19 protein-coding genes are annotated in these 21,339 nt (G+C 53.0%); 6 read left to right on the plus strand and 13 right to left on the minus strand.

What is annotated here, in order from left to right:
• A partial coding sequence (locus OXG87_13300; GenBank protein MCY3870530.1) for a hypothetical protein occupies positions 1–370 on the plus strand: 370 nt, incomplete at its 5' end.
• A 49-nt stretch (positions 371–419) separates the two neighbouring features.
• Here the strand turns inward: OXG87_13300 and acs are convergent.
• A complete protein-coding gene (gene acs / locus OXG87_13305) occupies positions 420–2,414 on the minus strand; it encodes an acetate--CoA ligase (protein MCY3870531.1) in 1,995 nt (664 codons plus the stop codon).
• A gap of 211 nt (positions 2,415–2,625) precedes the next feature.
• Between acs and OXG87_13310 the strand changes: the two genes are divergently transcribed.
• From OXG87_13310 to OXG87_13325, 4 genes are all read left to right on the plus strand, one after another.
• Positions 2,626–3,231 carry a sigma-70 family RNA polymerase sigma factor gene (locus OXG87_13310; protein MCY3870532.1) on the plus strand — a complete coding sequence of 202 codons (606 nt, stop codon included), beginning with the start codon at positions 2,626–2,628 and terminating at the stop codon, positions 3,229–3,231.
• Positions 3,232–3,260: 29 nt separating this feature from the next.
• Positions 3,261–3,857: a zf-HC2 domain-containing protein gene (locus tag OXG87_13315; protein ID MCY3870533.1), complete on the plus strand. Its 597-nt coding sequence runs from the start codon at positions 3,261–3,263 to the stop codon at positions 3,855–3,857.
• Between the two features lie 32 nt (positions 3,858–3,889).
• On the plus strand, positions 3,890–5,008 hold the full coding sequence (locus OXG87_13320) for a PDZ domain-containing protein (GenBank protein ID MCY3870534.1): 1,119 nt from the start codon (positions 3,890–3,892) through the stop codon (positions 5,006–5,008).
• A gap of 102 nt (positions 5,009–5,110) precedes the next feature.
• Entirely contained in the window at positions 5,111–6,907 is a 1,797-nt protein-coding gene (locus tag OXG87_13325) for a hypothetical protein (protein MCY3870535.1), read from the plus strand.
• Between the two features lie 80 nt (positions 6,908–6,987).
• On the opposite strand, the gene OXG87_13330 is transcribed toward OXG87_13325, so the two are convergent.
• The 12 genes from OXG87_13330 to OXG87_13385 form a co-directional block, all read right to left on the minus strand.
• Positions 6,988–7,266 (minus strand): hypothetical protein, encoded by a 279-nt coding sequence (locus tag OXG87_13330; protein MCY3870536.1) that lies wholly within the window; start codon positions 7,264–7,266, stop codon positions 6,988–6,990.
• A 74-nt stretch (positions 7,267–7,340) separates the two neighbouring features.
• Positions 7,341–8,465, minus strand: coding sequence for a mandelate racemase/muconate lactonizing enzyme family protein (locus tag OXG87_13335; GenBank protein ID MCY3870537.1), 1,125 nt, complete (start codon positions 8,463–8,465; stop codon positions 7,341–7,343).
• Between the two features lie 26 nt (positions 8,466–8,491).
• Entirely contained in the window at positions 8,492–9,457 is a 966-nt protein-coding gene (locus tag OXG87_13340; protein MCY3870538.1) for a hypothetical protein, read from the minus strand.
• 11 nt (positions 9,458–9,468) lie between these two features.
• Positions 9,469–11,397, minus strand: a complete 1,929-nt coding sequence (locus OXG87_13345; GenBank protein MCY3870539.1) for a S9 family peptidase — start codon at positions 11,395–11,397, stop codon at positions 9,469–9,471.
• Between the two features lie 24 nt (positions 11,398–11,421).
• Positions 11,422–12,651 (minus strand): hypothetical protein, encoded by a 1,230-nt coding sequence (locus OXG87_13350; protein MCY3870540.1) that lies wholly within the window; start codon positions 12,649–12,651, stop codon positions 11,422–11,424.
• Complete coding sequence (locus OXG87_13355; GenBank protein ID MCY3870541.1) at positions 12,648–13,379, minus strand: NAD(P)-dependent oxidoreductase; 732 nt, start codon at positions 13,377–13,379, stop codon at positions 12,648–12,650. Before OXG87_13355 ends, OXG87_13350 begins: the two co-directional genes overlap by 4 nt.
• Before the next feature lie 13 nt (positions 13,380–13,392).
• Entirely contained in the window at positions 13,393–14,037 is a 645-nt protein-coding gene (locus OXG87_13360; GenBank protein MCY3870542.1) for an NAD(P)-dependent oxidoreductase, read from the minus strand.
• 16 nt (positions 14,038–14,053) lie between these two features.
• Positions 14,054–14,905, minus strand: coding sequence for a hypothetical protein (locus OXG87_13365; GenBank protein MCY3870543.1), 852 nt, complete (start codon positions 14,903–14,905; stop codon positions 14,054–14,056).
• A 21-nt stretch (positions 14,906–14,926) separates the two neighbouring features.
• Positions 14,927–15,916, minus strand: a complete 990-nt coding sequence (yiaK, locus tag OXG87_13370) for a 3-dehydro-L-gulonate 2-dehydrogenase (protein MCY3870544.1) — start codon at positions 15,914–15,916, stop codon at positions 14,927–14,929.
• The gene (locus OXG87_13375; GenBank protein ID MCY3870545.1) at positions 15,916–16,860 is read right to left on the minus strand and encodes an aldo/keto reductase; all 945 of its coding nucleotides are present in this window, start codon (positions 16,858–16,860) and stop codon (positions 15,916–15,918) included. Before OXG87_13375 ends, yiaK begins: the two co-directional genes overlap by 1 nt.
• Positions 16,857–17,996 carry a pectate lyase gene (gene pelA, locus OXG87_13380; GenBank protein MCY3870546.1) on the minus strand — a complete coding sequence of 380 codons (1,140 nt, stop codon included), beginning with the start codon at positions 17,994–17,996 and terminating at the stop codon, positions 16,857–16,859. Before pelA ends, OXG87_13375 begins: the two co-directional genes overlap by 4 nt.
• 5 nt (positions 17,997–18,001) lie before the next feature.
• A complete protein-coding gene (locus OXG87_13385) occupies positions 18,002–18,409 on the minus strand; it encodes a CoA-binding protein (GenBank protein MCY3870547.1) in 408 nt (135 codons plus the stop codon).
• A 392-nt stretch (positions 18,410–18,801) separates the two neighbouring features.
• On the opposite strand from OXG87_13385, the gene OXG87_13390 reads away from it, so the two are divergent.
• Positions 18,802–21,339: sigma 54-interacting transcriptional regulator (locus tag OXG87_13390; GenBank protein ID MCY3870548.1), on the plus strand; the 2,538-nt coding region annotated here is incomplete at its 3' end.

Raw genomic sequence — 21,339 nt, forward strand, 5'->3', positions numbered from 1 at the left:
GGTGGCGTTGAGCGAGTTGGTATATGCGTCTGAAACGATTTCTGGTATTATTTTTCAGGAGGGTATCATGGACATCTTGCGCGAATCATCACTTTTTCAATCCCTTACCCAACAAAGCAGAGAGGAAGCCAGAGAGGAAGGCCTTGAGGAGGGCCTTGAGCAGGGCATTAAGCGAGGTGAAAGAGACCGCGCTATTGCAGATATTCTTGATGTGTTGGAGATTCGATTTGATCTTCCTGCGTCGCATCCTCTATCTGCTCGTATTGCCGCCATTGAAGATTTGCAACGACTCAAACAGGTGCTCCGCTCGGCGGTCCAGTTGTCCAGTCTTGAAGCATTTGAACATATGTTAGATAACGCAGTACCGTGAGATGATGGTTGATTAAAAAAGCGGGTGCTCAAATAGCACCCGCTTTTTTTTATCGATTGGCGAGGAGGTCGTCAACGACGGTTGGGTCGGCGAGGGTGGAGGTGTCGCCGAGGTCCGAGGTGTCGTCTTCGGCGATTTTGCGCAGGATTCGGCGCATGATTTTGCCCGATCGCGTTTTGGGTAATCCCGGTGCCCAGTGGATTACGTCCGGGGTGGCGATGGGGCCGATTTCTGTGCGGACTTGTTGGACGAGTTCGGCTTTGAGGTCGTCGGTATAGGCTTCGCCCACGTTGAGGGTGACGTAGGCATAGATGCCCTGTCCTTTGATTTCGTGTGGGAAACCGACCACAGCGGCTTCGGCCACTTTTCCGTGTGAGACCAGGGCGCTTTCGACTTCGGCGGTGCCCATGCGGTGGCCCGAGATGTTGATGACGTCATCTACGCGGCCGGTGATCCAGTAGTAGCCGTCTTCATCTCGACGACAGCCGTCACCGGTGAAGTAGAAGCCTTTGTATTGCTGAAAGTAGGTTTCTTCAAAGCGTTTGTGATCGCCATAGACGGTGCGCATTTGTCCCGGCCAGGGTTCTGAGATGGCGAGTACGCCATCGACGCCATTGCCATCGACGATTTTGCCCGATTCGGGTTCGAGGACGACGGGTTTGATGCCGTAGAGGGGAAAGGTCGCGGATCCGGGTTTGGTGGGGGTTGCGCCGGGCAGGGGACTGATGAGGATGCCCCCGGTTTCGGTTTGCCACCAGGTATCTACGATGGGACACCGCTCGCGCCCGACATTGCGGTGATACCATTGCCAGGCTTCGGGATTGATGGGTTCGCCCACGGTGCCGAGTATTTTGAGGGATGATAGGTCGTATTTGGCGGGCCATTCGTCGCCTTCTCGGGTGAGGGCGCGTATGGCTGTGGGCGCAGTGTAGAATTGGTTGACTTTGTATTTGTCGATGACCTGCCAGTAACGGCCCGGGTCGGGATAGACGGGCGTGCTTTCAAACATGATGGTGGTGGCGGCATTTGATAAGGGTCCGTAGATGATGTAGGAGTGGCCCGTGATCCAGCCTATGTCGGCGGCGCAAAAGTAGATGTCGCCATCCTGATAGTCAAAGACGTTTTTGTGGGTGTAGCCCGTGTACACCATGTAGCCACCTACGTTGTGCTGTACGCCTTTGGGTTTGCCGGTGGAGCCAGATGTGTAGAGGATAAAGAGGGGGTCTTCGGCGTCCATTTCTTCGCAGGGACAGTCGGCGCTGACTTCTGACATGGCTTCGTGCCACCATAAGTCGCGTCCTTCACGCATGGGACATGCGATGCCACTGTCTTCACCGACGCGCTGGACAACGATGCAGGTGTGAACGCTGGTGTTCCCCATGCGCGAGTTGGCCAGTGCAATGGCTTCGTCGGCGGGTTGCTTGCGTTCCATGGGGCGGTCGCCGCGGAACATGCCATCTGTGGTGAGTACGATCTGACAGGCGGAATCGACGATGCGGTCTGCCAGTGCTTCGGCGGAGAAGCCACCAAAGACGATTGAGTGGACGGCACCGATGCGCGCGCAGGCGAGCATGGCGATGGCGAGTTCGGGGATCATGGGCATGTAGATGGAGACGCAGTCGCCTTTTTTTACGCCTCGGGATTTGAGTACGTTGGCGAATTTGCAGACTTGTTCGTGCAGTTCACTGTAGGTGAGTTTGGCGTCTTCACCTGGTTCGTTGCCTTCCCAGATGATGGCGATTTGATCTCCTCGAGACGCGAGGTGACGGTCAATGCAGTTGTACGTGATGTTGGTTTTGGCTCCTTCAAACCACTTGATAGAGATCGGTCCGTTGTCTATATTGTAGTTGTAGGATCGCACGGTGTCCCATTTTTTGTACCAGTGAAATGAATTGGCAATTTCTGCCCAGAATGCCTCGGGATCGGCAACCGATTTTTCGTATTGTTGCCCGTAGGCGTTTATGCTGGGAACATGTGCATTGGTGCTGAGATTTTGCGGTGGGATGTATTGTCCGTTTTGTTCGACCACCTGATTTGCTGCCATCGGAGTTCCTCGCTTTCTTATGAATGTTATCAGTTTTGGATTTGGGCTGATGAATATAAGACGGTATTGATGAAGGCGCAATGCGGAAAAACAGGCAGCGCGTATTTTTGGGAACCCTGAGGGCGTGTGAAGGGTTTAATAGTAGGAGTGAGGATATAAAACTTTGGGAAGGGAGGGGAATACATGCCCGAAGGGGAGGGATTCCATGCTTATGGCAAATTCAAGATATGGACTGAGCGAACAACCAGATACAGAGATTTTAGCTGAGGTTTCTGCTGGAGATATTGATGCTTATGGAAAAATTGTGCGGCGCTATCAAGGGCGGTTGTACAATTTTGTTTTTCGCTTTGTGAGCGATCGGGAAACGGCGGAAGATATCGTACAAGAGGCGTTTTTGCGCGCGTTTGGAAAGCGCGAGGAATACCGCGCAATTGCCAATTTTTCTACATGGCTGTTTACGATTGCCGGAAATTTGGCCAAAAGTGAGTTGAGAAGGCGCAAGCGATGGCGGTTGTTTTCACTGGATCGAGACGAGGAGTCAGATACGGGCATGGATTTGCCCGATGAATCTATGCGTCCCGATCAAATGGCGGAATCTTCGCTGGCTGATGTGGAGATTCAGAGTGCCATTGCTTCGTTGCCCGATAATTATCGCCAGGTGATTTTGTTGCGCGATGTGGAAGGTATGTCGTATTATGAGATTTCTGAAATTGTGAAGTGTCCGGTTGGGACGGTGAAGTCGCGGGTCAATCGCGGGCGCTTAAAATTGCAACAAAAATTGAAAAATGAAGGCCGAGATGTGGGCCTGAATGTTTAAGATATCTGAAATGGAGGTTAAATCGAGACATGACCGTTACTGATTTTGAAGCGCGCGTTTCGGCTTATGTAGATGGCGAAATGAGTCCGGTAGAAATGGCGGAAATGGAGCGCAAAGCTGCCGAGTGCGAGCATTGTCGCACTTTGCTGGCCGATGTGCAGGCCTTGAAGGAGCGCATGGCGCAATTGCCACAGGTGCGCCCGTCGGCTGAGTTTGATTTTACCCTGCGCAGTCATTTGGCTATGGCTATGGCAAAAGAAAAACAGTTTTTGCACAAGGCGCGGGGCGCAATGTTTTCTTCTGTCTCACGGACGATTACAACGCTGGCTGCGGCTGTGGTGATCGGCCTGGGGTTGACTCAGGTGATTTTCTATAGCGATACAACACCTACCTCACAAATGGCAGTGGAGCGCCAGGAAATTCCGCTGGTGCCGGGCGAGAGATTGCCGAGTGTTGATGTAGGTGCGCTGGAATTAGAGCGTTTGTCCAAGGAGTCTTATAGTCTGGATTCTCGCCATTATAGGGATTCTGCGCGCGTGGATTCCGCATCTCGGTTGAAGCAACTGCCATCGGATATGCGCGATTTGCGCCGCGTGAAACAGGTTCCCGTTTCGTATTCATTTTGACGTTGACTCGACAAGTGGAGAGAGGCGGGATCATGAGATCTTTGTGTTGCGCAATGGCGTTGTGCCTGCTCTTTGTGGGCAGGGGATGGACAGAAGAACGCAGCCTGTTGTGCGCGCTTGAAGAGGAAATTGCTGCAATTTTGGAAGATAATCGGCAGAGTGTGGTGCGGATTCACACGCTCTATCCTCCCCGTGCGCAGGCAGATAGCGGGCCGTTTGGTTCGGTGTTTACCCATGGCACGGGGTTTATTTTTGATCCCCGGGGTTATATTTTAACGATTGAAGCCGCTATTGCAGATGCCGATGAGATTCGGGTGACGCTGGCTTCTGGCGTGCAAGTGCGGGCTACGCTGGTGGGAGCAGATCCGGTTTCGGGGATTGCTGTTATTCGCGTTGAGGCAGAAAATTTGCCCACGGTTGTGGTGGGAGATTCACAGCATATTCGAATTGGGCATTACGCCCTTTTGTTGGGCAATGATTTTGGCAATCTGGTGCCTTCTGTTGGGATGGTGTACGAAATCTATCGGGATAGGGATTTGTTTCAGGTGTCGGCCCGCGTGCAGAGCAGTTATGGCGGGGCACCGGTGTTTTGCGGTAATGGACGGGTTGGGGGTATGGTGTGGCGCTACGAAGACCCGATTCGCGCCGTTACACAAAACGATGGTTCTCTCTTTGGGTGGCGTCCCATGCCGTCGTCGATTTTTGTCATTCCGATTAATCGCGCGATGCAGGTGGCGCGCGCACTGGTTGCACATGGGCAGATGGCGTATGGCAAACTGGGTGTGGAGGTTGCACCACGGGGCAACGAGGTGGTGGTGGTCAATGTGCAGCCGAATAGTCCCGCAACTGAGGGCGGGATTCAGCCGGGCGATGTGGTGCTTTCATATCGCGGGCGCGCCATTGGTGGTCCGGTGCATTTGAAGCGGATGGTACTGGAAAGTACGCCGGGCGAGACCGCAACGATAGGTATTCGGCGCAAGGGACAGGTGGTGGCGATACAGGTCGAGCTGGATCAGATGGATAGCTCTGCTCTGGTCGCTTTGCGTCCAGAGCCTCTGATAGAGCCAGTAGATGCAGCGGTTTATCAACATATCAATTATCTGCAACGCGAAGTCGGGCGTTTGCGACAGATTTTGCATCGCGACAAGTAAGTGTTCGCGATAAACGCAAAAAAGCGGTGGTCTTCGGATCACCGCTTTTTTATTTTTTATAGTTTGCTCTCTTCGACGAATCTTACTAAAAGGAGTTGATTCATGCTTAGTCCCGTTTCTGTTGCTGATTTTTCACCCGCTGATTTTGCCGATGGCGAACTCGATTTGCCCTATTATTTGTCGCATTTTCATCGGGTTGCCAATGCTGTTGAGATGGATGGTCCGGATCGCGGCTTTATCAATATTTCGGTCTGGCGGAGGCCGAAAGATAATAAACCTCACAATGCGCGTATTATGGAGAATATTCTGGCGCTGGCTTTCTTTTATTGCACCGACCGCCCCTGGAATGTGTTTTACGCACAGCCCGACCTGCGCCAGCGTCTCGAGGCTGCTCTCGACTTCTGGTGTGGCATTCAAAACGGGGATGGGCGTTTTAGCGAGTACGGTCCCGGAAATTGGAATCTCGCTGCCACTGCTTTTGCCACAAAGTTTACGGGGCAAACCCTCCACCTGCTCGACAGCGGTCCGGCCATTGATTCAGCCCTGCACGAGCGCGTCATAGCCGCCGACCGCAAAGCACTCTACGCCACTTTTACTATTGATGAATTGCAAATCCAGGGTCGCAACTTTACCAATCAGTACGCCAATGCCTGGGGTGGTGCGCTGGCGTATCTCAACCTCTTTCCCGATGCAGAACTGGAACGCTTGCTCGATCAGCGTCTTGAAGAGAGTCTGACTGAATTTCAGAGTCCAGCCGGTTATTTTTACGAGCGCAGCGGTCCCGATTGGGGCTATTTTCTGGGGACTCACCACAGCGATATCCACGTTGCGTATCACTATGCTCGCGGCACGGATCGGGCGTCCGTTTTTTTAGAAAAAGAACGGCGGTGGTACGATTGGTTTTCCTACAATGCCGTGCGCGAACCCGATGGCACGGGTTACGCGCTCAACCGCGGTATTGAAACCCGCCAGCAGAGAGCTTTTCTCACTGAGTATCGCGCCAATCTCGGCGGTGCCGAGAGGTCTAATTCTGGGGATATCGACACGACTGCGCTCGGTAAAGTACTCGAGTTGCCCCGCGCTTATGGTCGCACGGCTGAGGCACATGCACGGGATATTGCAGATGCGCGCGCCCGCCTTGAAGCCAATTGGCCCGCTGTTGCGCCGCTCCAGGTCGGTGAATTTTGGGCTTTTACGCCTTATGCTTTTTTGCATCGGGATCACATTACATGGTATCCCGCGCCGGAACAAAAAAAAGCAGCCACTGCGATGTTGCCGTATATCGCGCGAGACCACTTCACACACCAGCGGGTTGACAGTCGTCACCCGGTGGTTTTTACATTTGTCCGTCGTCCAACCTATTATGCCGCTTTTAATACGGGGCCTGTGCTGAGTGCCCAACAGCGGTATGGGCTGGGGTTGCTCTGGCATCCTCGCGCTGGTGCTGTTCTGCAGTCTCAAACGGATACAGACTATGCTGCCTGGGGGACGGTTGTCAATCATACGCTCTGCGAAAAGGCCGATATTGCTGCTGCTTTTCGGATTGATGGGGATCCGGTCATACCGCGACCCGGTATCCGCGATCTGCCCGATGGCGATCTCGAGATTACCTATCCTCTGGGAGAAAGTGGTAGCAAGACGGTTCTTTTTGCCAGTGATGCAATCACGGTTTCTGTCAATTACCCCGGTGCATTTACTGAGGTTCTCCCGCTTTTGAAGGGAGAACTGGATACAATAAAGAACGGGGCGGTTCTCCCGCGCGGTGATGTTTCTCTCTGTATTGAAACCGAAAACGCGCTCACTTTATCCGAAATCGATCTCAAATCCGGTGGTCGCCAGGTCGTGACGGCGTACATCAACGCTGAAGATACATTGACTTATCGCCTCGCGTTTCGGTGAACGGGTTTGAGAATTGGTTTAGCTGACACAAAAACGCCCCGGCACAACGATGCTGGGGCGTTTTCTTTTTTGCTGTTATTTTAATTATAGCGCGTCCTGGCATGAGAGTGTCCGAAGCGATGTAGCGCACGGTGGCCGATGCGGATCAACCACGGCTGTGCATCTGGACAACGCGCAAAAAGTTGTTTAGATGCGGCAAGTGGGTCGTCCGCTACCTCAAACTCACCCGTCTCAATATCAATCGCCACGATCCTGCCGCTGTTGCCTTCTTCCACCTGTAGCCTTACTCGTTGTTCATAGATTGCCTGACCACGTCGGGCGAACTCTTCTTTGCTATAACGCGGTTGTCGTATTTTCATGCTGTTCTCCTCAGCATCTGATAACGATGGCATGGAACAATAGATTATAGCCGATATTACAGTTTTACGCAACCTTACGCGCGGTGTTTGGCTACTACTGATTCGTCGAGTTCGATCCCCAGACCAGGTCCTGTTGGTGGGGTGATATAGCCGCTTTCAAATTGGATTGGTTCTGCGAATATTTCGCTGTGGAGGTCGTTGGCGTTGAATTCCTGGATCAGAAAGTTCGGCGAGCATGTGTCGAGTTGCACTGCGGCGGCGGCGGCGACGGGTCCGCAATACATGTGGGGCGCGATGAGGGCGTAGTGGGCTTCGGCCATGCTGGCGATTTTTTTGGATTCCAATATTCCGCCGCATTGTCCCACGTCTAATTGGAGGATCTGCGCGGCCTGTTTTTTGAGGAGTTCGGCAAATTCGTATTTGGTGACGAGCCGTTCCCCCGTGGCGATTGGGATGCTGGTGTGGGCGGCGACGCGGGCCATTTCGTCGATGTTTTCCGGGGGGACGGGTTCTTCAAACCAGAAGGGACTGAATTCTTCGAGTTCTTTTGCCACGCGGATTGCGCCAGATGTGCTGAATTGTCCGTGGGTGCCGATGCCGATTTCCAATTCGTCGCCGACTGCATCCCGGATGCTTTTAAATATTTTGGCGACGTGGCGGATGGTTTTGAGTGGGAAGTCGCGCGGGTTGGGAAAGATCGGGTGGAAGGGGTCGAATTTGCAGGCGGTGTTTCCGTCTGCGACCAGACGGGTTGCGATCTCACCTGCGCGTTCTGGATTTTCCCAGATGCCGTCGGTCGGCATGTAGGCATAAGCCCTGAGTTTGTCGTGGACTCTGCCACCGAGCAGATTGTAGATGGGCTGGTTCAGGGCTTTGCCGACAATGTCCCAACACGCCATTTCAATGGCGCTCAAGGCGGGTGTTGCGTCGAGGCCGGGGTGGCGATAGTCGTGCCGGGACGCAAAGATGCGCTGCCACAGGCTTTCGATGTCAAAGGGGCTTGTGCCGATGGCGAATTGCTGGCAGAGGTTTTTGACGAGGCTGATTTGGGAGTCCAGATTGGTGGCATTTCCCGAGGGTCGCTCGCCTAATCCCACGATGCCTTCGTCGGTGATGAGCTGGACAAAGAGCCAGTATCGCCCCCCGCGATAGGGCTGGATGTTTTTGATTACGATGGTTTCCACGTCGGTGATTTTCATGGTTGATGTGCTCCTGTTTCGGTGTGTCAATGATGGACGGTCAGTTTCTCTTTGATCACGCGGCATTGCCAGAATGCCCTGTTGCTCCATCCGAATCGCCACGGGTGCGATGTTGCAAATCGCTGGGGCAAGGCTTCGTATAGCAAGGCGAGTGTTTGTACGGTGGCCGCGAATTGATGGGTGTCCTGCTTGTCGCGTTCTGCGTGTGCTTTGTAATAGGGGATGAGCGCATCTGCTGTGCGGTGTAGCGCGGTGTTTGCTTCTGCCTCTCGCCACCCGGTGGCTTTTGGCAGTCGCGATAGGAGATAGACCGCGTCCATGGTTGAAAAGTTGGGGCGTCCGTGCCAGAAGCCGTTCTCTTCCTGGAGATTTAGCATGGCATCTATGATTTTCTCAGCTTGCGGTGGGAGTTTGTCCATTCCGGTGTAGATCAGACTGTAGGCAAATGTGCGGCTGATGTTGGTGGGTTCTTCAGCGGGCCATGTTCCGAGCGCGGGGTGCTGTTGTGCGGCGAGTTCGTCGAAGAAAGCGTTGATCCAGGCGGGGTCTGGATGGCTGACGAGCATGGGTACGCGCGCGAGGACTTCGTGATGGGTGTCGCCGGATGCTTTCCACGTTTTGAACCATTGGCGGAGTCCGGTGATGGTTGTTGCGCTGCGCTGGTCGTCGGGGAATTTCAGGACCTGAGCACCCAGCATATTGAGTGCGCGAACTGCGTTCCAAAATGCGATTCCCCGCCTGTTTGAGGGTGGGAAGGCAAAGGATCCGTCTTGCTCGTTCTGTTGCGATTGGATCCAGGCGATCCATTTTGCGCGGTCAAGCGCGACTGCGTCGAGCGCGTTTATGCTGTATAAAATATAGGTGATGAAGAGGGTGCTCGGAAGGCTGGGCGCGGGTGTGTCGCCGTTGCGGAAGGCTCCAGTGTCCGGGAGGTAGAGGGATTCCGCCCAGGCGATCAAATCGTCGCGGATGGGGTCGAGGGAGATTGTCATGTGGTTCTCATTTACGCCAGGGCCGTCTGGAGTCCGGGAACCTGGTCCGCTCCTTCTGGCACCTGAATTTTCGATCCTTGAAAGTCCTTTCCGACCGGTTCAAACTGTCCGCCCAGGTGCTCGGATAAGAACGCCTCAGCGACGGCGTAAAACGATAAGCGGTTTTCCGGTCGTGCGAATCCGTGCCCTTCGTCTGGATAAAGCACGTAGGTCACGGGAATGTTTTTTTGTTTCATCGCCTCGACGATTTGATCGGATTCGACTTGTTTGACGCGCGGGTCGTTGGCACCCTGGCCGATCAGCAGAGGTCGCTGGATCTGATCTACACGCGCAAGCGGCGATTTGGCGAGCAAGGATTGCTGGCCCTCTTCTGTCGTCCAGTCACCTACGCGGTCTTTCATCATTGGGAGGATTGGAATCCAGTAGGGCGGCACGTTTTGTAGCAATGTGACGAGGTTGCTCGGGCCGACAATATCGACGCCGCAGACGAATGTCTCGGGCGTGAAGGTCAATCCGACCAGGGTCGCGTATCCGCCGTAGCTGCCGCCCATTATCGCCACCTGGTCGCGCTGCGTGATCTTTTCACGGATCGCCCAGTTGACAGCGTCAATCAGGTCGTCGTGCATTTTGCCGGCCCACTCGCCATTGCCAGCGTTGGTGAACTCTTTGCCGAAGCCGGTCGAGCCGCGGAAGTTGACGCTCAGTACGGCGTAACCGCGGTTCGACAGCCATTGATGCTCCGAATTGTAGCCCCAGATGTCGCGTCCCCAGGGACCCCCGTGAACCAGTAAAACCAGCGGTACAGGATTGCTCGGCCGAGCGTCGCCGTCGGGAGCGCTGTCGGGGGGGAGCGTCAGATAGCTGACCAGGTTCCATCCGTCGCGGGATTTGATGGTCAGGGAATGCATCCTGGCCAGTTGGTACTCGTCCAGGTCCGTGCGGTTGCTGAACAGGTAATTCGCCTGCTTTCTGGTGCGGTCGTACAGGTAGTATTTGACCGGCCCGTTGTCCAGGACGTAGGCCGCTGTCCACAAGCGGTCGTCGAGCGTGCGGCTGGTGATGGACAATTCACCGTCTTCCACCGCGTGCAAGTAATCCATGTCCTCTTGAATCGCCGGGTCCAGCACATGCCAGCGGTTGCGGTCGTAAATGAACGATACGGCTTGTACGTGTTTCTCTGTCGGATGAACCAACATCCCACCCACATCCGCGCGGTCGTTCTCGGCTACCAGTTCTTGTCTGCCGGACGCCAGGTCGAGGGTGAATAAGGCGGCCGTGTTTCGCTTGCGGCTGTCGATCATATAGAGGATCTGGTTTGATTTGTCGAAGCCGGTCAGATAGGTCGTCAGGGCGTCGGTGTTGGGAACCTCTATGAAGGGTTGCCACTGGTTGCTCTCATCCCTTTGGAGGATCTCCTGTCCTCCGGTCGGCGAAAATGTCATGGCAAAGCGCGTGCGGTCGTCGTTGTCGAACAGGTAAGAGACAAAGCCCGGATTCTCTTCGACCAGGGTCCGCTCGCCGGTGGAAAGCGCGATTCGATAGACGTCGTGTAGCTGCGGATTGCGGTTGTTGATGCCGATCAGGATTTCGTTGGGCGTCTTTTCATTGACTGAGAGAATCTGCGCGTTGACTTTTTCAAAGGGCGTCAGGTCTCGGGTCTCGCCTGTGGTGATATTCGTCGCGTACACGTGCCAGTCTTCATCGCCTTTGGCATCCTGGTAGTACAGGATGTGCTGGCCATCATAGGTCCAGTTGTAGAGGCGGATGCCGCGTTCTTTGTCATTGGTGATCGGTTTAGCTGAGTCAGGGTCTTCTACTGCGGCGATCCAGACGTTCAAGACGCCCTCCACTGGCGCGAGGTAGCTCAGGTACTCGCCATCGGGACTGATTCGGGCCATGGATTTTTCTGGGTTGCCAAACAGCACTTGTCGGGGAATCAATTTGGTATCTCCTTTTAGTTTTGTTTAAGACCAACCGCGCACCATATACGCCTGTAATATGCCGCTTTCATCGGAGTTGAAGAAGCCCGACTGTCCATCCGGGGAGAGGAAGGGGTGGATGTGTGTGTTTTTTTGCCAGGACGATCCGGGGTCCGCGACTTTGCGCGCGTTTGCGAGGGCGTCTTCCTCTTCTTCGGGGAGGTCGAATAGCCAGACCGCTCCGCCCGCGTCTATTGGACCTGCGTCTGTGATTAATCGCGTTCCGTTGATGTCTGTTGCGAAGTGGCAGAAGTCGGGCGTGTCGAAGGATCGGGACAGGTCGTTTCGCCAGCCGCCCGGGGTGTTGATGCCTTCATCGCCGACGTGAGGCGCGGCGCGTCCGGAGATGAGTTGTCTTTCAGCGGGTTCGCGTGTGCTCGTGCTGGTGATGGCGATGTCGCTTTGTCCCTGCCAGCATTGATGCCCCTGGCAGAATTCATTTCCGTCTCGTCCCCAGGGAAAGTCGCGCAGTGCGGTGCCGTCGTCACGGATCAGGTGGATGTCTGCGCCCTGTCCACTGACGAGCGTTTCTACGTTGCCGTCGGGAGATGCGGTGTTGCCGTGGTTTTCCTGGATCATGATGTCGTGGGAGGCGATAGGGTCTGTTTGGCGCGTGTATTGTGGGTGGATGTTGCACCAGGAGGGTCCGTGAAAGATCAGGCGTACAGATGGTTTTTCAATTTCAAAGACGAGGAGGCCCCAGGGCGCGCCTGCGGTTTTGCCGTCGCCGAGGAATCCCGAGATCGCGATGCGCTTGCCGTCGGATGAGATTGTCGAGAGGGGATATGGTCGGCTCAATCTGAAGTCGGTGTCGGGTATGGCGTGGTCCAGGACATAGATGGTGTCGCGTTCTGTTCCGTCCATTTTGACGCGTTTGAGCGTCAGGCGTCCGCCTCCGGGTTCTGTTTCGTTGACGAAGTAGTATAGCCATTCGCCATCGGGGGAGATGGATGGTCCCGTGGTTCCGAGTTCGGTGGTGATGGGCGTTAAGCTGCAATGGTCCTCGAGGTCGCAGATGAGGAATTGGTGCTCGGGGTCCTTCGGGTCAGAGCCGTGGGGATGTGCAGACCGGTGAATGATTAGCCGCTGGGAGTCGGGCGTGAAGATCTGCGCTTCCATGTAGATGTGTGATGAGGGGACCGTTTCATCCGTGAGTTGGATGACTTCGAGGTTGTTCCGCTCGGTCTCTGGAACGAGGTCGGGTCGGATTTTCATTTTGTGTTTTCCTTTGTATAAGTATGGGACAGATCATCCTTTGGTTGCCATCCCAGAATGCGTTTTGCTTTTTCGTTTGAGAATTTCTGGTGCGGTCGATTTGCAAAGATGTTGAAGACTTCGCATTGCGAGGGCAGTGTTTTGAGGTCGATGGTCAGGCCCGGTAAGAATGAGGCTGATGCATCGCGCCAGGTTACGAGGAACGGGCGGTTCAGGCCGGGTCTTGACAGGTCGTCGTGGTAGCAGAAGATGTAGAATAAGTAACACAGTACATAGACATCGCTCTGCTCGGCAAAGATTCGGCAGATTTCTTGTCCCAGGCCCTTTGATAGGGCGTATAGATTTGTGCTGGGTTTGGGAGGGACATCGGGACCGATGTTGTAATCCAGTGCCTCATAAGGTGCGCCCTGTACGGTGAAGTGCGGTCCTGTGTTGATGACCCTCGGGATTCCGTGTGCGACTGCTGCGCGCATGATGTTGTAACACCCCAGGGTGTTGACATCAAAGGCGATCTGTCGGTGGGGACGCAAGACGGATAGGTTGATGATTGCGTCCATGCCCTCTGCCGCGCGTGCGACCGCATCGGGGTCTGATACATCGACGATCATCATTTCATGCGGGGTGTCATAAGGCTCCAGGTCGGTTAAGCGCAGATCTACATGTCCTTCCAGAGCCTTTACCACATGCGGTCCCAACTGGCCATTGCTTCCGTAGATTACGACTTTCATGTTTACCTCGTTATTAAAGTCCCAGTGTTTGCTTTGCCTGGTTTGTAGGGAACCGGGCATTTTCAACGTCTGATTGTACGTGCAATACCTGCCACATGGGTCCGTTTTTTACCAGTGCTTGGCCGATGGCTTTTACCGCGTCTTCTGTTGTCAATGCTGTGTCGCCATCGCCGTCTATATCTCCAAATCGCAAGCAGGTTACGCGGACTGAGTGCTCGCGTGCAAATTCCCGGCAGGTAAATTCACCCAGATAGCGCGCCATGGGTGCCGATTCTGTTGTGGGTCGCGGTGCCCAGACTTCTGTGACGTTCCAGTTGGGGTCGCATGACGCGAATAAGCTGAGGGAACTGATATAGATGACATGGGGGACGTTTTTCTCCCGTGCCGCGTGCATGATGTTATAAGTACATCGGGTCTGAAAGTCTATTTCCCGTTCGTCATTTTTCAGTTCTTCGGGCAGTTCCGCGAGGTGCACGATGGCGTCCATTCCCTGTACGAGGGCTTCGGTTTCTCCTTCGTGCCCGAGTTCGCATTTAACAAAGTCGCAATCTGTTTCTACTGCCACGAGATCGGTCAGGACGACGTTGTGCTCGTTTGTCAGATCCGCTGATAGTGCCCGGGATAGTGCTGTTTTGCCCGAGGTGATCAATACGTTCATGGTTTGCTCCTGTTTTTTATCCTGCGTACCGTCCGATATTTGCTTCGTCGTAGTATTTATTCACATTTGGTATTTCGCGCATGCCATGCCAGACGCCGCGGAACAGAGTTTGGCGCTTTGGGGGCATGGCGGCAATGACTTCAGGCGGCGGGCATCCTTTGCCCCATTTTGCATTTACGGTGTTGTAACAGGTGAATAGGCTCAACCGATCCCATTCTTCGTTGCCCCATTTTGTGCCGGTATGACACAGGGCTTCGGTGAAGATCAGTGCGGATCCCGCAACGCATGAATACGTGTCCCACAGGTCGCTTTCGCGTCCACTCAGGGTTTCGGGGCGCGGGAATGCGGCTTTGTGACTGCCCGATAAGAACATGGTGCCGTCGCCTTTTCGCACTTCATTTAATTCCCAGACGACGCGGATCAATCCCGCGTGGATTTTTCCGGGTTGCATTTGATAGATGTGCGAGTTGCCGCAGAAGTTGAAGTATCCACCTCCGCCATGGGGGCGAAAGTTGTCGTGACCGGCTCGTCTATGGCTGGTGTACGTATGGTCGAACCGAAATCCGTAGCAGTCTTCGGTTGCCAGTGCCTGATGTGAGATAATTTCGTTTAATACACCGACCACAGCCGGGTGGTCGAGTAGTATTTGCGATGCGCCGCCGTGATTGTCGCGTTCGTCAGGGGGCAGTGTTTCGCTTTCGTTCAGGAATTTCATCTGGTGTTCGCGTATGGGGATGAGTTCTTCTTCACTGAGCAAGCCGGGCAAAGAGATCCATCCCTTCAGGTCAAATGTGTATTTCTGCTCTTCACTCATGGGCGCGACGGGCAAACCGTCGGCATTGGTCGTGGGTAATAATGGGTTAGACATAAAAATGCTCCTGAAAAATGGTTATATCCTCAATAATTCCTCCCACTGATCCTCCTCTACTACCACCCCTTTCTCCAGACTCTCGCGTCGTATCCGCAACATGCCTTCGCCGGGATAGCGCGCGGATTCGTGAACTTCATGCAGGTCGTCAATGATGCCGTTTACAATGCGTTCACACAGTTCACGTCCGTTTAATGACGTGACGTCAATTGCAATATAGGTTTGCGATACGGCGTGTTCATCGCCCTGTGCGCCAATGTCGTGCGTTGTTTGACCGGCTGATAATAGCGCGGCGAGGGTGTCGAGTACGATAGCGAGTGCCGATCCTTTCCAGTAGCCTATTGGAAGTGCGCGTTTTGAATCGAGGATGGCGCCGGGGTCGCAGGTCAGGTTGCCCTCTGTATCAAATCCTCCGGCGATAGGCAGGGTTTCTCCTCGCGCTTGTAAGACTTCCAGTTTGCCATTGGAATACTGGCTCATCGCCATGTCCAGGAGGATGTGCCCTCCTTTTCTGGGGATGGCCATTGTCATGGGATTGTTTCCAATGCGTTTTTCCGTTGCGCCCCAGGGCGGCATGAGCGGGGTTGTGTTGGTCCAGCACATGCCGATGCATCCCGCGTCGGCGGCTTGCAGGCCATAAGCTCCGGCGCGCATCCAGTGATTGGTGTTGCGCAAGCCTATACATCCCATGCCGTTTGCTTTTGCGATTTCTATTGCGCGTCCCATTGCGAGATGTGCATTGACCAGCCCTATTCCCATTTTGCCATCCCATTGTTCTAAGACGCCGAGCGCTTTTACGCATTCGGGTTCGGCTGTGCCGTCTAATCGCCCTTCGCTCAGTTTTGCCAGTAGCCCGGGAAATCGGTTCAGTCCGTGGGAATAGACACCGTCGCGCTGATTTTCTGCGAATAATCGCCCGCATAATTTTGCGCGGTCCTTCGACAATCCCGCTTTCAGGAGTGCCGCGACAAATGCGTCTTTTAATTTTTCAAAAGGAACCCGTGTTTGCATTAGATGTTTCCTTCAATATTCCCCAATTTCCGATACAGGTCTTCATCCAGTAAGGCGGCACCTGCTCGCGCATTGTCTATTACTTGCTCGACTTTTGTTGCGCCGGGGATGACGACGGGATTGGATTTGTGCGAGATGACATACCGGAGAGCGGTTTCCACGAGCTTTGAATCGTCTCCAATGGTTTGTCTGATGGCTTCCAGCTTGTCGAGCATGTCTTCGTATTCTTCGCGATCGGATTGTCCCGGGTTCCAGTCGTCGCGCACAGTGTCGGCAAATACGCTTTCGCGGTTGTATTTGCCAGATAAGACGCCTTTGGCCAATGGGCCTCGTACGAGGATGCCCAAATTTTTTTCTATGCAGTAATCGAGGAATCCCGCTTCTGGTTTGCGGTTGATGAGTGAGTAATCTACTTCTACTACGGCGCAGACGCCGTTCGATATTTCGTAGAAGTTTTTCAGGACATCCAGACTATTTGTCGAGATGCCATAGGTGCGGACAAATCCCTCTTCGCACAGGATATCAAAGCCTTCGATGTACACGGTTGGGTCTTCAATGCTACCTTCATGGCATAACATGACGTCGATCCGGTCGGTTTGCATGCGGCCCAGGCAGGCGTGTCCGCACAGGCGAATGGCATCAACGCCGGTCTTTGGCACAGGCGCTCCAGTGCGGCTTCCCCAGTTGCCGATTTTACTCACGATGATCAGTTTGTCGCGCATGGATGGGGTCAGGGTTTTGCCGATGCGCAATTCGCTCATGCCGTTGGGGATGCCATAAGATTCGGCGGCGTCCAGCAGGTTCATGCCATTGTCAATCGCGGCTAATATAATATCGGTTGCCTCCTGATCGCTTAACTCGCCCCACTGGTTGCCCAGATTCCACGTTCCCAATCCTACGACGGAAACGCGCCATCCGGTTTTGCCAAATGTTCTATAGATCATTGCTGTCTCCTGTTTTTATTTTTCCATCTGGGATAATCTTTTTCCAAAATTCGTGCGGGCCAGTACCCATACCACGCATATCCGGTGCGCCTTTCCAGGGCGACTTCTGATAGAGAATATACTTTGTTGCCGTCCCGGTTGGCCATGAAGGGGCGGTTTGTGCCTATTTCGTGAAAACGCGCCCACAGAGGCGGTGCGTCCGGGTCTTTGACAACGACCAGGTCTGTGGTCGCGGTGTGATTTCTGAAGCGCGTGGGGTCTATTTCGATGCGTTTGAGTCGAATGCCTTCTATTTTTGCCTCTTGAAACCATTGTACTGCACTTTCGATTGCATCTATTATTTCGGTGCTCGGATTTTCAATGCGCATTAAAAAATGCACGATCTTCGCCGTTTGTCCCGCTGTAATGGACGGCAGTTCATAAGTGCGCGCTTTTACGGGTTTATAAGTTATATGGTCGTGTTGCTGACACCATCCCGTTTTTTTGCCTTTGACGACGATCTGACATTTCAGGGTTACATCAATTGCCCGGTGCAGTGCGGCTCTGGCTTTGGCGTGTAGTTCATCGCTTGCCCATGCGAACTGGGGCTTGCGGTCTGCGATATCTTTCAACAGGGTCATTATGCCAATCATTACGCCATCATTATATGTAATGGCATCTACATCCCAACCACGCCATCCACCTGTGGGGTATTGCTCGCGGAATATATAGTCCAGCCCCCGTTCAACTGCATTGCGATATTGCGCCAGATTAGTCGCGATGTACACCTTTGCCAGATAATCGATCTGTGAGAACGTGTTGTGATTGTCAAATGTGCTGACCATCCGCCGTTCGCCTTTGATCGCTCTGACTGTATCGGGGGCGATCTGCGCCTGCCAATCTACATTATTGGGCCAACCACCATCTGCGTTCTGGTAAGTGAGCATGTTTTCGGCAATATGGACAATTTGCGTGGGATCGTACATCGGGTCGTTGCGGTCACGTCCGTATCGCTTGCGCCAGTGGCTCATCCCATCTCGCAATGGGTGCAGGTCAATGGCTTGATATGTCTGCGCTTTGGCTGTTTCAATTCTGTCGTTGGCTTGACAAAGCCCAATAGCGAATAGACAACAGCATAAGAGTGCGCAGAGTTTCATTTTTTTCATCCATCTTCTCGATAGCCCAATACGACGAGCAGACACGAACCGTCGCCGATGACCGAAAGTCCCAATTTTTCTCCCATTGAAATTGCGTTTGTGCTCTCAGCACCGGGTTGCATCCATACGTGTTGAATGCCTGCCTTGGAAGCTTGGGGGATTATGGTTTCTGTCACGGGGGGCGGCGTGATTATTGAGATGCCGTGAACGGGTTCGGGGAGTGAATCTATATCGGGGAAACAGGGTTGTCCCTCGATTTCTGTTTCTTTGGGGTTTACGGGATAAGCGGTCAATCCGTGCTGTAGATAACACCGCAAGATCTTGTTGCCGTATTTTGCCCGGTCTCGCGATGCGCCGACAACGCCGAATGCTTTTCCCTTGAGAAATTCATCTATTCTTTCTGGGATTGTCATGCAAACCTCATGGATTTAATGGTATGGATAAAGAAACGCGGTTGTCAACGGCCATGTTAAAGATATTCGAAATACAGCAGAAAATCCACGTTGAAAAAGGGTGCTGTCTTAAAATTTTAGCTGAAAAAAATATCGAATTTACTTTCTTTTACTTTTTACTTTTTTTACTTTTTTGAAAACCGTATGAAATATCTCATCTGTAACATATAAGGCGCAAATGAAAAACTGAAAACGCATTGAAACGGCTGGTACTACATAGGCTGATACCTGAGCAGATTCCCGCGGTTACCCGCAAGGGCTTTGATCCTCTTTATTTTTACTTTTATGCCACACAACTTGAGTTATTTATTTTAAAAAATGGAAGCGATTATATATCACCGAGAGATCTTGATATGATCAAACCACTTGAACGCACGGGTATCTGGCGGACATATTCTCTTGATAGCGGCCTTGCCGGGCTGCGCGTTGAACACATTGCCGAAGACAGCGAGGGGTGTATCTGGTTCGCCACATGGGACAATGGCGTCAGTCGCTTCGATGGAGATGAGTTCCAGACATTTACCCAACAGGACGGTCTTATTGATGATCGTATTTATTTTATTTTACAAGACAGTCAGAATCGACTGTGGTTCAGTACAGCAAATGGGGTCTGTTGGTATGACGGAACAGATTTCCACTATTTGGAGGACGAGGGCATTGCAGATCGTGCTGTTCAGTGCATCTACGAAGATCATCAGAGACGTATATGGTTCGGTGGCAGCCGTACCCTGGGGTATTACGATGGAACTGCTTTCCGCGACATGGTTCCCCTCTATCTCCAGAATTACGAGCAGCCGCCTTCTCCTGAGTGGCACAATTTTTGTTGGGGTATGACCCAGGATCTCGAAGGTCATCTGTGGTTTGGCTTTAACTGTCTCATCCGCTTCGATGGCACATCCTTCCACCGCTATGTTAAGAAAGAGGGTTTTGCTTCAGATGGGACTGCCTATGTCGTGGACACGGACCATACCGGCAAGGTGTGGATTGGTCGGTTTGGACATCGAGATAGACTCAGGTGCTATGTCGATGGTGCTTTCCAATCTGTTCAGGTCGATTTGGAAGGTAGCCTGCGCAAAATTCAGTGTGATCGAGAAGGGCGAATATGGCTCTGCACTTCAGAAGGGGTGCTCTATCAGGACAGTGATGGGTTCAGCGAGTTTCCCCTTGCCGATGGCCTGTCGCATCCGGCAGTTAAATCCGTGTATCAGGATCGCGATCATCGGTATTGGTTCGCCACCTGGAGCGGCGTGGTGCTCTACGATGCGCATAGTATCAGCGTTTTTGACCTCGGTAAGGTGCTTTCCAACGAGCCGAACGAGTTCTCGCAGATCGTGCAAGACAGACACGGTGATATATGGGTTGGGTGTATATCTCCCCTGTACTCCGATCCGATGAGTAGCGTCTTTCGCTTTGATGGTGAGCGCTTTGCCTTTGTAGGCACTGAGGATGGCTATGATATCGACAGTTGTTTCTCTATCTACGAGGACCACGAAGGGTATCTATGGTTCGGCGGCCTCAATGGCCTGTTCCGCTACGAAAATCAGAAACTAAAAAAAATAGAAATCGCAGGTTTAGACGAAAACAGTGTTTGTGCAATAGCTCAGGACTCGCAAGGACAATTGCTTTTCGGTCATTGGGAAACCGGGCATAGTAAAAGCAAAATGGCTTTTAGCCCATTGAGGCTCATTTACCAGCAAAGTGAGGAGTTTCAAACCATTTTTTTCGAAGATAAAAAGAAACATTTTCTTGACCGCATTGGCACTGTGATTGCCGGGCACGACGGCGAGGTCTATTTTCATTTGGCCTGCAAAAATTTCTCTGTTGGCGACTGGGGTCTGGCACGCTGGCATCCCAAAGATGGCCTTAAATTTTATGGGATTGAAGATGGACTGATAGACCACAAGGTCACTGACCTGCTCTTAGACCAGGCTGGCAACCTGTGGATCGCCACTTTGAGCGGTCTCAGCCACTTTGATGGTCGCACCTTCCAGACCTTCACGACTGAAGACGGTCTGCCGAACAACCGCATCCGTTGCTTATTTGAAGGTTCACAAGGCCACCTCTGGCTCGGCACAGAAGGCGGTGTGGCTCACTACAATGGTCAGCATTTTCAAACCATCAAGTCACCGCATATAGCACCGGTTTCTCAGATACTCGAAGATCGCGACGGAAACTTCTATTTTGGCACGACCATGGGGTCTATCATACGCTACCGTCAGGGACAAACGCCACCTCAGATTCGCCTGCTTCAGGTCATCGCCGATCAGGTCTATGAGAACCTGGAGGAAGTCATTGTATCTAAGACAGACCAGAATGTGATTTTCGAGTACAAGGGTCTGAGTTTTTCCACGCATCCCCGCGACATGCTCTATATCTATCGCCTGAAGGGATACGATTCCAACTGGCAACCGGCAACCCGAAAAATGCGGGCGCATTACCGGGACTTGCCGCCAGGGGTATACACCTTTCAGGTCAGGGCTGTAGATCGCGACCTCAATTACTCAGAGATAGCACAGGTGCAAATCTCAGTAGAGCCAGATCCGCGTATTGAGGCTCTGACTACTCCCCTCAACAGTCTGAGGGATAACGAGTTTATTGGTCAGAGCAAGGCTTTGCAACAGTTTCAAAGCAAACTCATAGAGGTGGCATCCACTGATATGACGGTGCTGCTTCTGGGTGAGACGGGGGTGGGCAAGGGATTAGCTGCACGGATATTACACGAACACAGTGCCCATAGAGATGGGCCTTTTATACAGGTCAACTGCGGTGCACTGCCTGAAACGCTGATCGATAGTGAGCTGTTTGGTCACGAGAAAGGGGCTTTTACCAGTGCAGTTTCTCGCAGGCTGGGCAAGATAGAACTGGCCAAAGATGGCACACTCTTTTTAGAT

It is taken from the genome of Gemmatimonadota bacterium (assembly GCA_026706845.1).
Taxonomy (GTDB): domain Bacteria; phylum Latescibacterota; class UBA2968; order UBA2968; family UBA2968; genus VXRD01.

Excerpts from the sequence above, each read along its gene's own strand:
- acs (MCY3870531.1), bottom strand. The coding sequence starts at position 2,414 with ATGGCAGCAAATCAGGTGGTCGAACAAAACGGACAATACATCCCACCG.
- OXG87_13310 (MCY3870532.1), top strand. The coding sequence starts at position 2,626 with ATGGCAAATTCAAGATATGGACTGAGCGAACAACCAGATACAGAGATT.
- OXG87_13315 (MCY3870533.1), top strand. The coding sequence starts at position 3,261 with ATGACCGTTACTGATTTTGAAGCGCGCGTTTCGGCTTATGTAGATGGC.
- OXG87_13320 (MCY3870534.1), top strand. The coding sequence starts at position 3,890 with ATGAGATCTTTGTGTTGCGCAATGGCGTTGTGCCTGCTCTTTGTGGGC.
- OXG87_13325 (MCY3870535.1), top strand. The coding sequence starts at position 5,111 with ATGCTTAGTCCCGTTTCTGTTGCTGATTTTTCACCCGCTGATTTTGCC.
- OXG87_13330 (MCY3870536.1), bottom strand. The coding sequence starts at position 7,266 with ATGAAAATACGACAACCGCGTTATAGCAAAGAAGAGTTCGCCCGACGT.
- OXG87_13335 (MCY3870537.1), bottom strand. The coding sequence starts at position 8,465 with ATGAAAATCACCGACGTGGAAACCATCGTAATCAAAAACATCCAGCCC.
- OXG87_13340 (MCY3870538.1), bottom strand. The coding sequence starts at position 9,457 with ATGACAATCTCCCTCGACCCCATCCGCGACGATTTGATCGCCTGGGCG.
- OXG87_13350 (MCY3870540.1), bottom strand. The coding sequence starts at position 12,651 with ATGAAAATCCGACCCGACCTCGTTCCAGAGACCGAGCGGAACAACCTC.
- OXG87_13355 (MCY3870541.1), bottom strand. The coding sequence starts at position 13,379 with ATGAAAGTCGTAATCTACGGAAGCAATGGCCAGTTGGGACCGCATGTG.
- OXG87_13360 (MCY3870542.1), bottom strand. The coding sequence starts at position 14,037 with ATGAACGTATTGATCACCTCGGGCAAAACAGCACTATCCCGGGCACTA.
- OXG87_13365 (MCY3870543.1), bottom strand. The coding sequence starts at position 14,905 with ATGTCTAACCCATTATTACCCACGACCAATGCCGACGGTTTGCCCGTC.
- yiaK (MCY3870544.1), bottom strand. The coding sequence starts at position 15,916 with ATGCAAACACGGGTTCCTTTTGAAAAATTAAAAGACGCATTTGTCGCG.
- OXG87_13375 (MCY3870545.1), bottom strand. The coding sequence starts at position 16,860 with ATGATCTATAGAACATTTGGCAAAACCGGATGGCGCGTTTCCGTCGTA.
- pelA (MCY3870546.1), bottom strand. The coding sequence starts at position 17,996 with ATGAAACTCTGCGCACTCTTATGCTGTTGTCTATTCGCTATTGGGCTT.
- OXG87_13385 (MCY3870547.1), bottom strand. The coding sequence starts at position 18,409 with ATGACAATCCCAGAAAGAATAGATGAATTTCTCAAGGGAAAAGCATTC.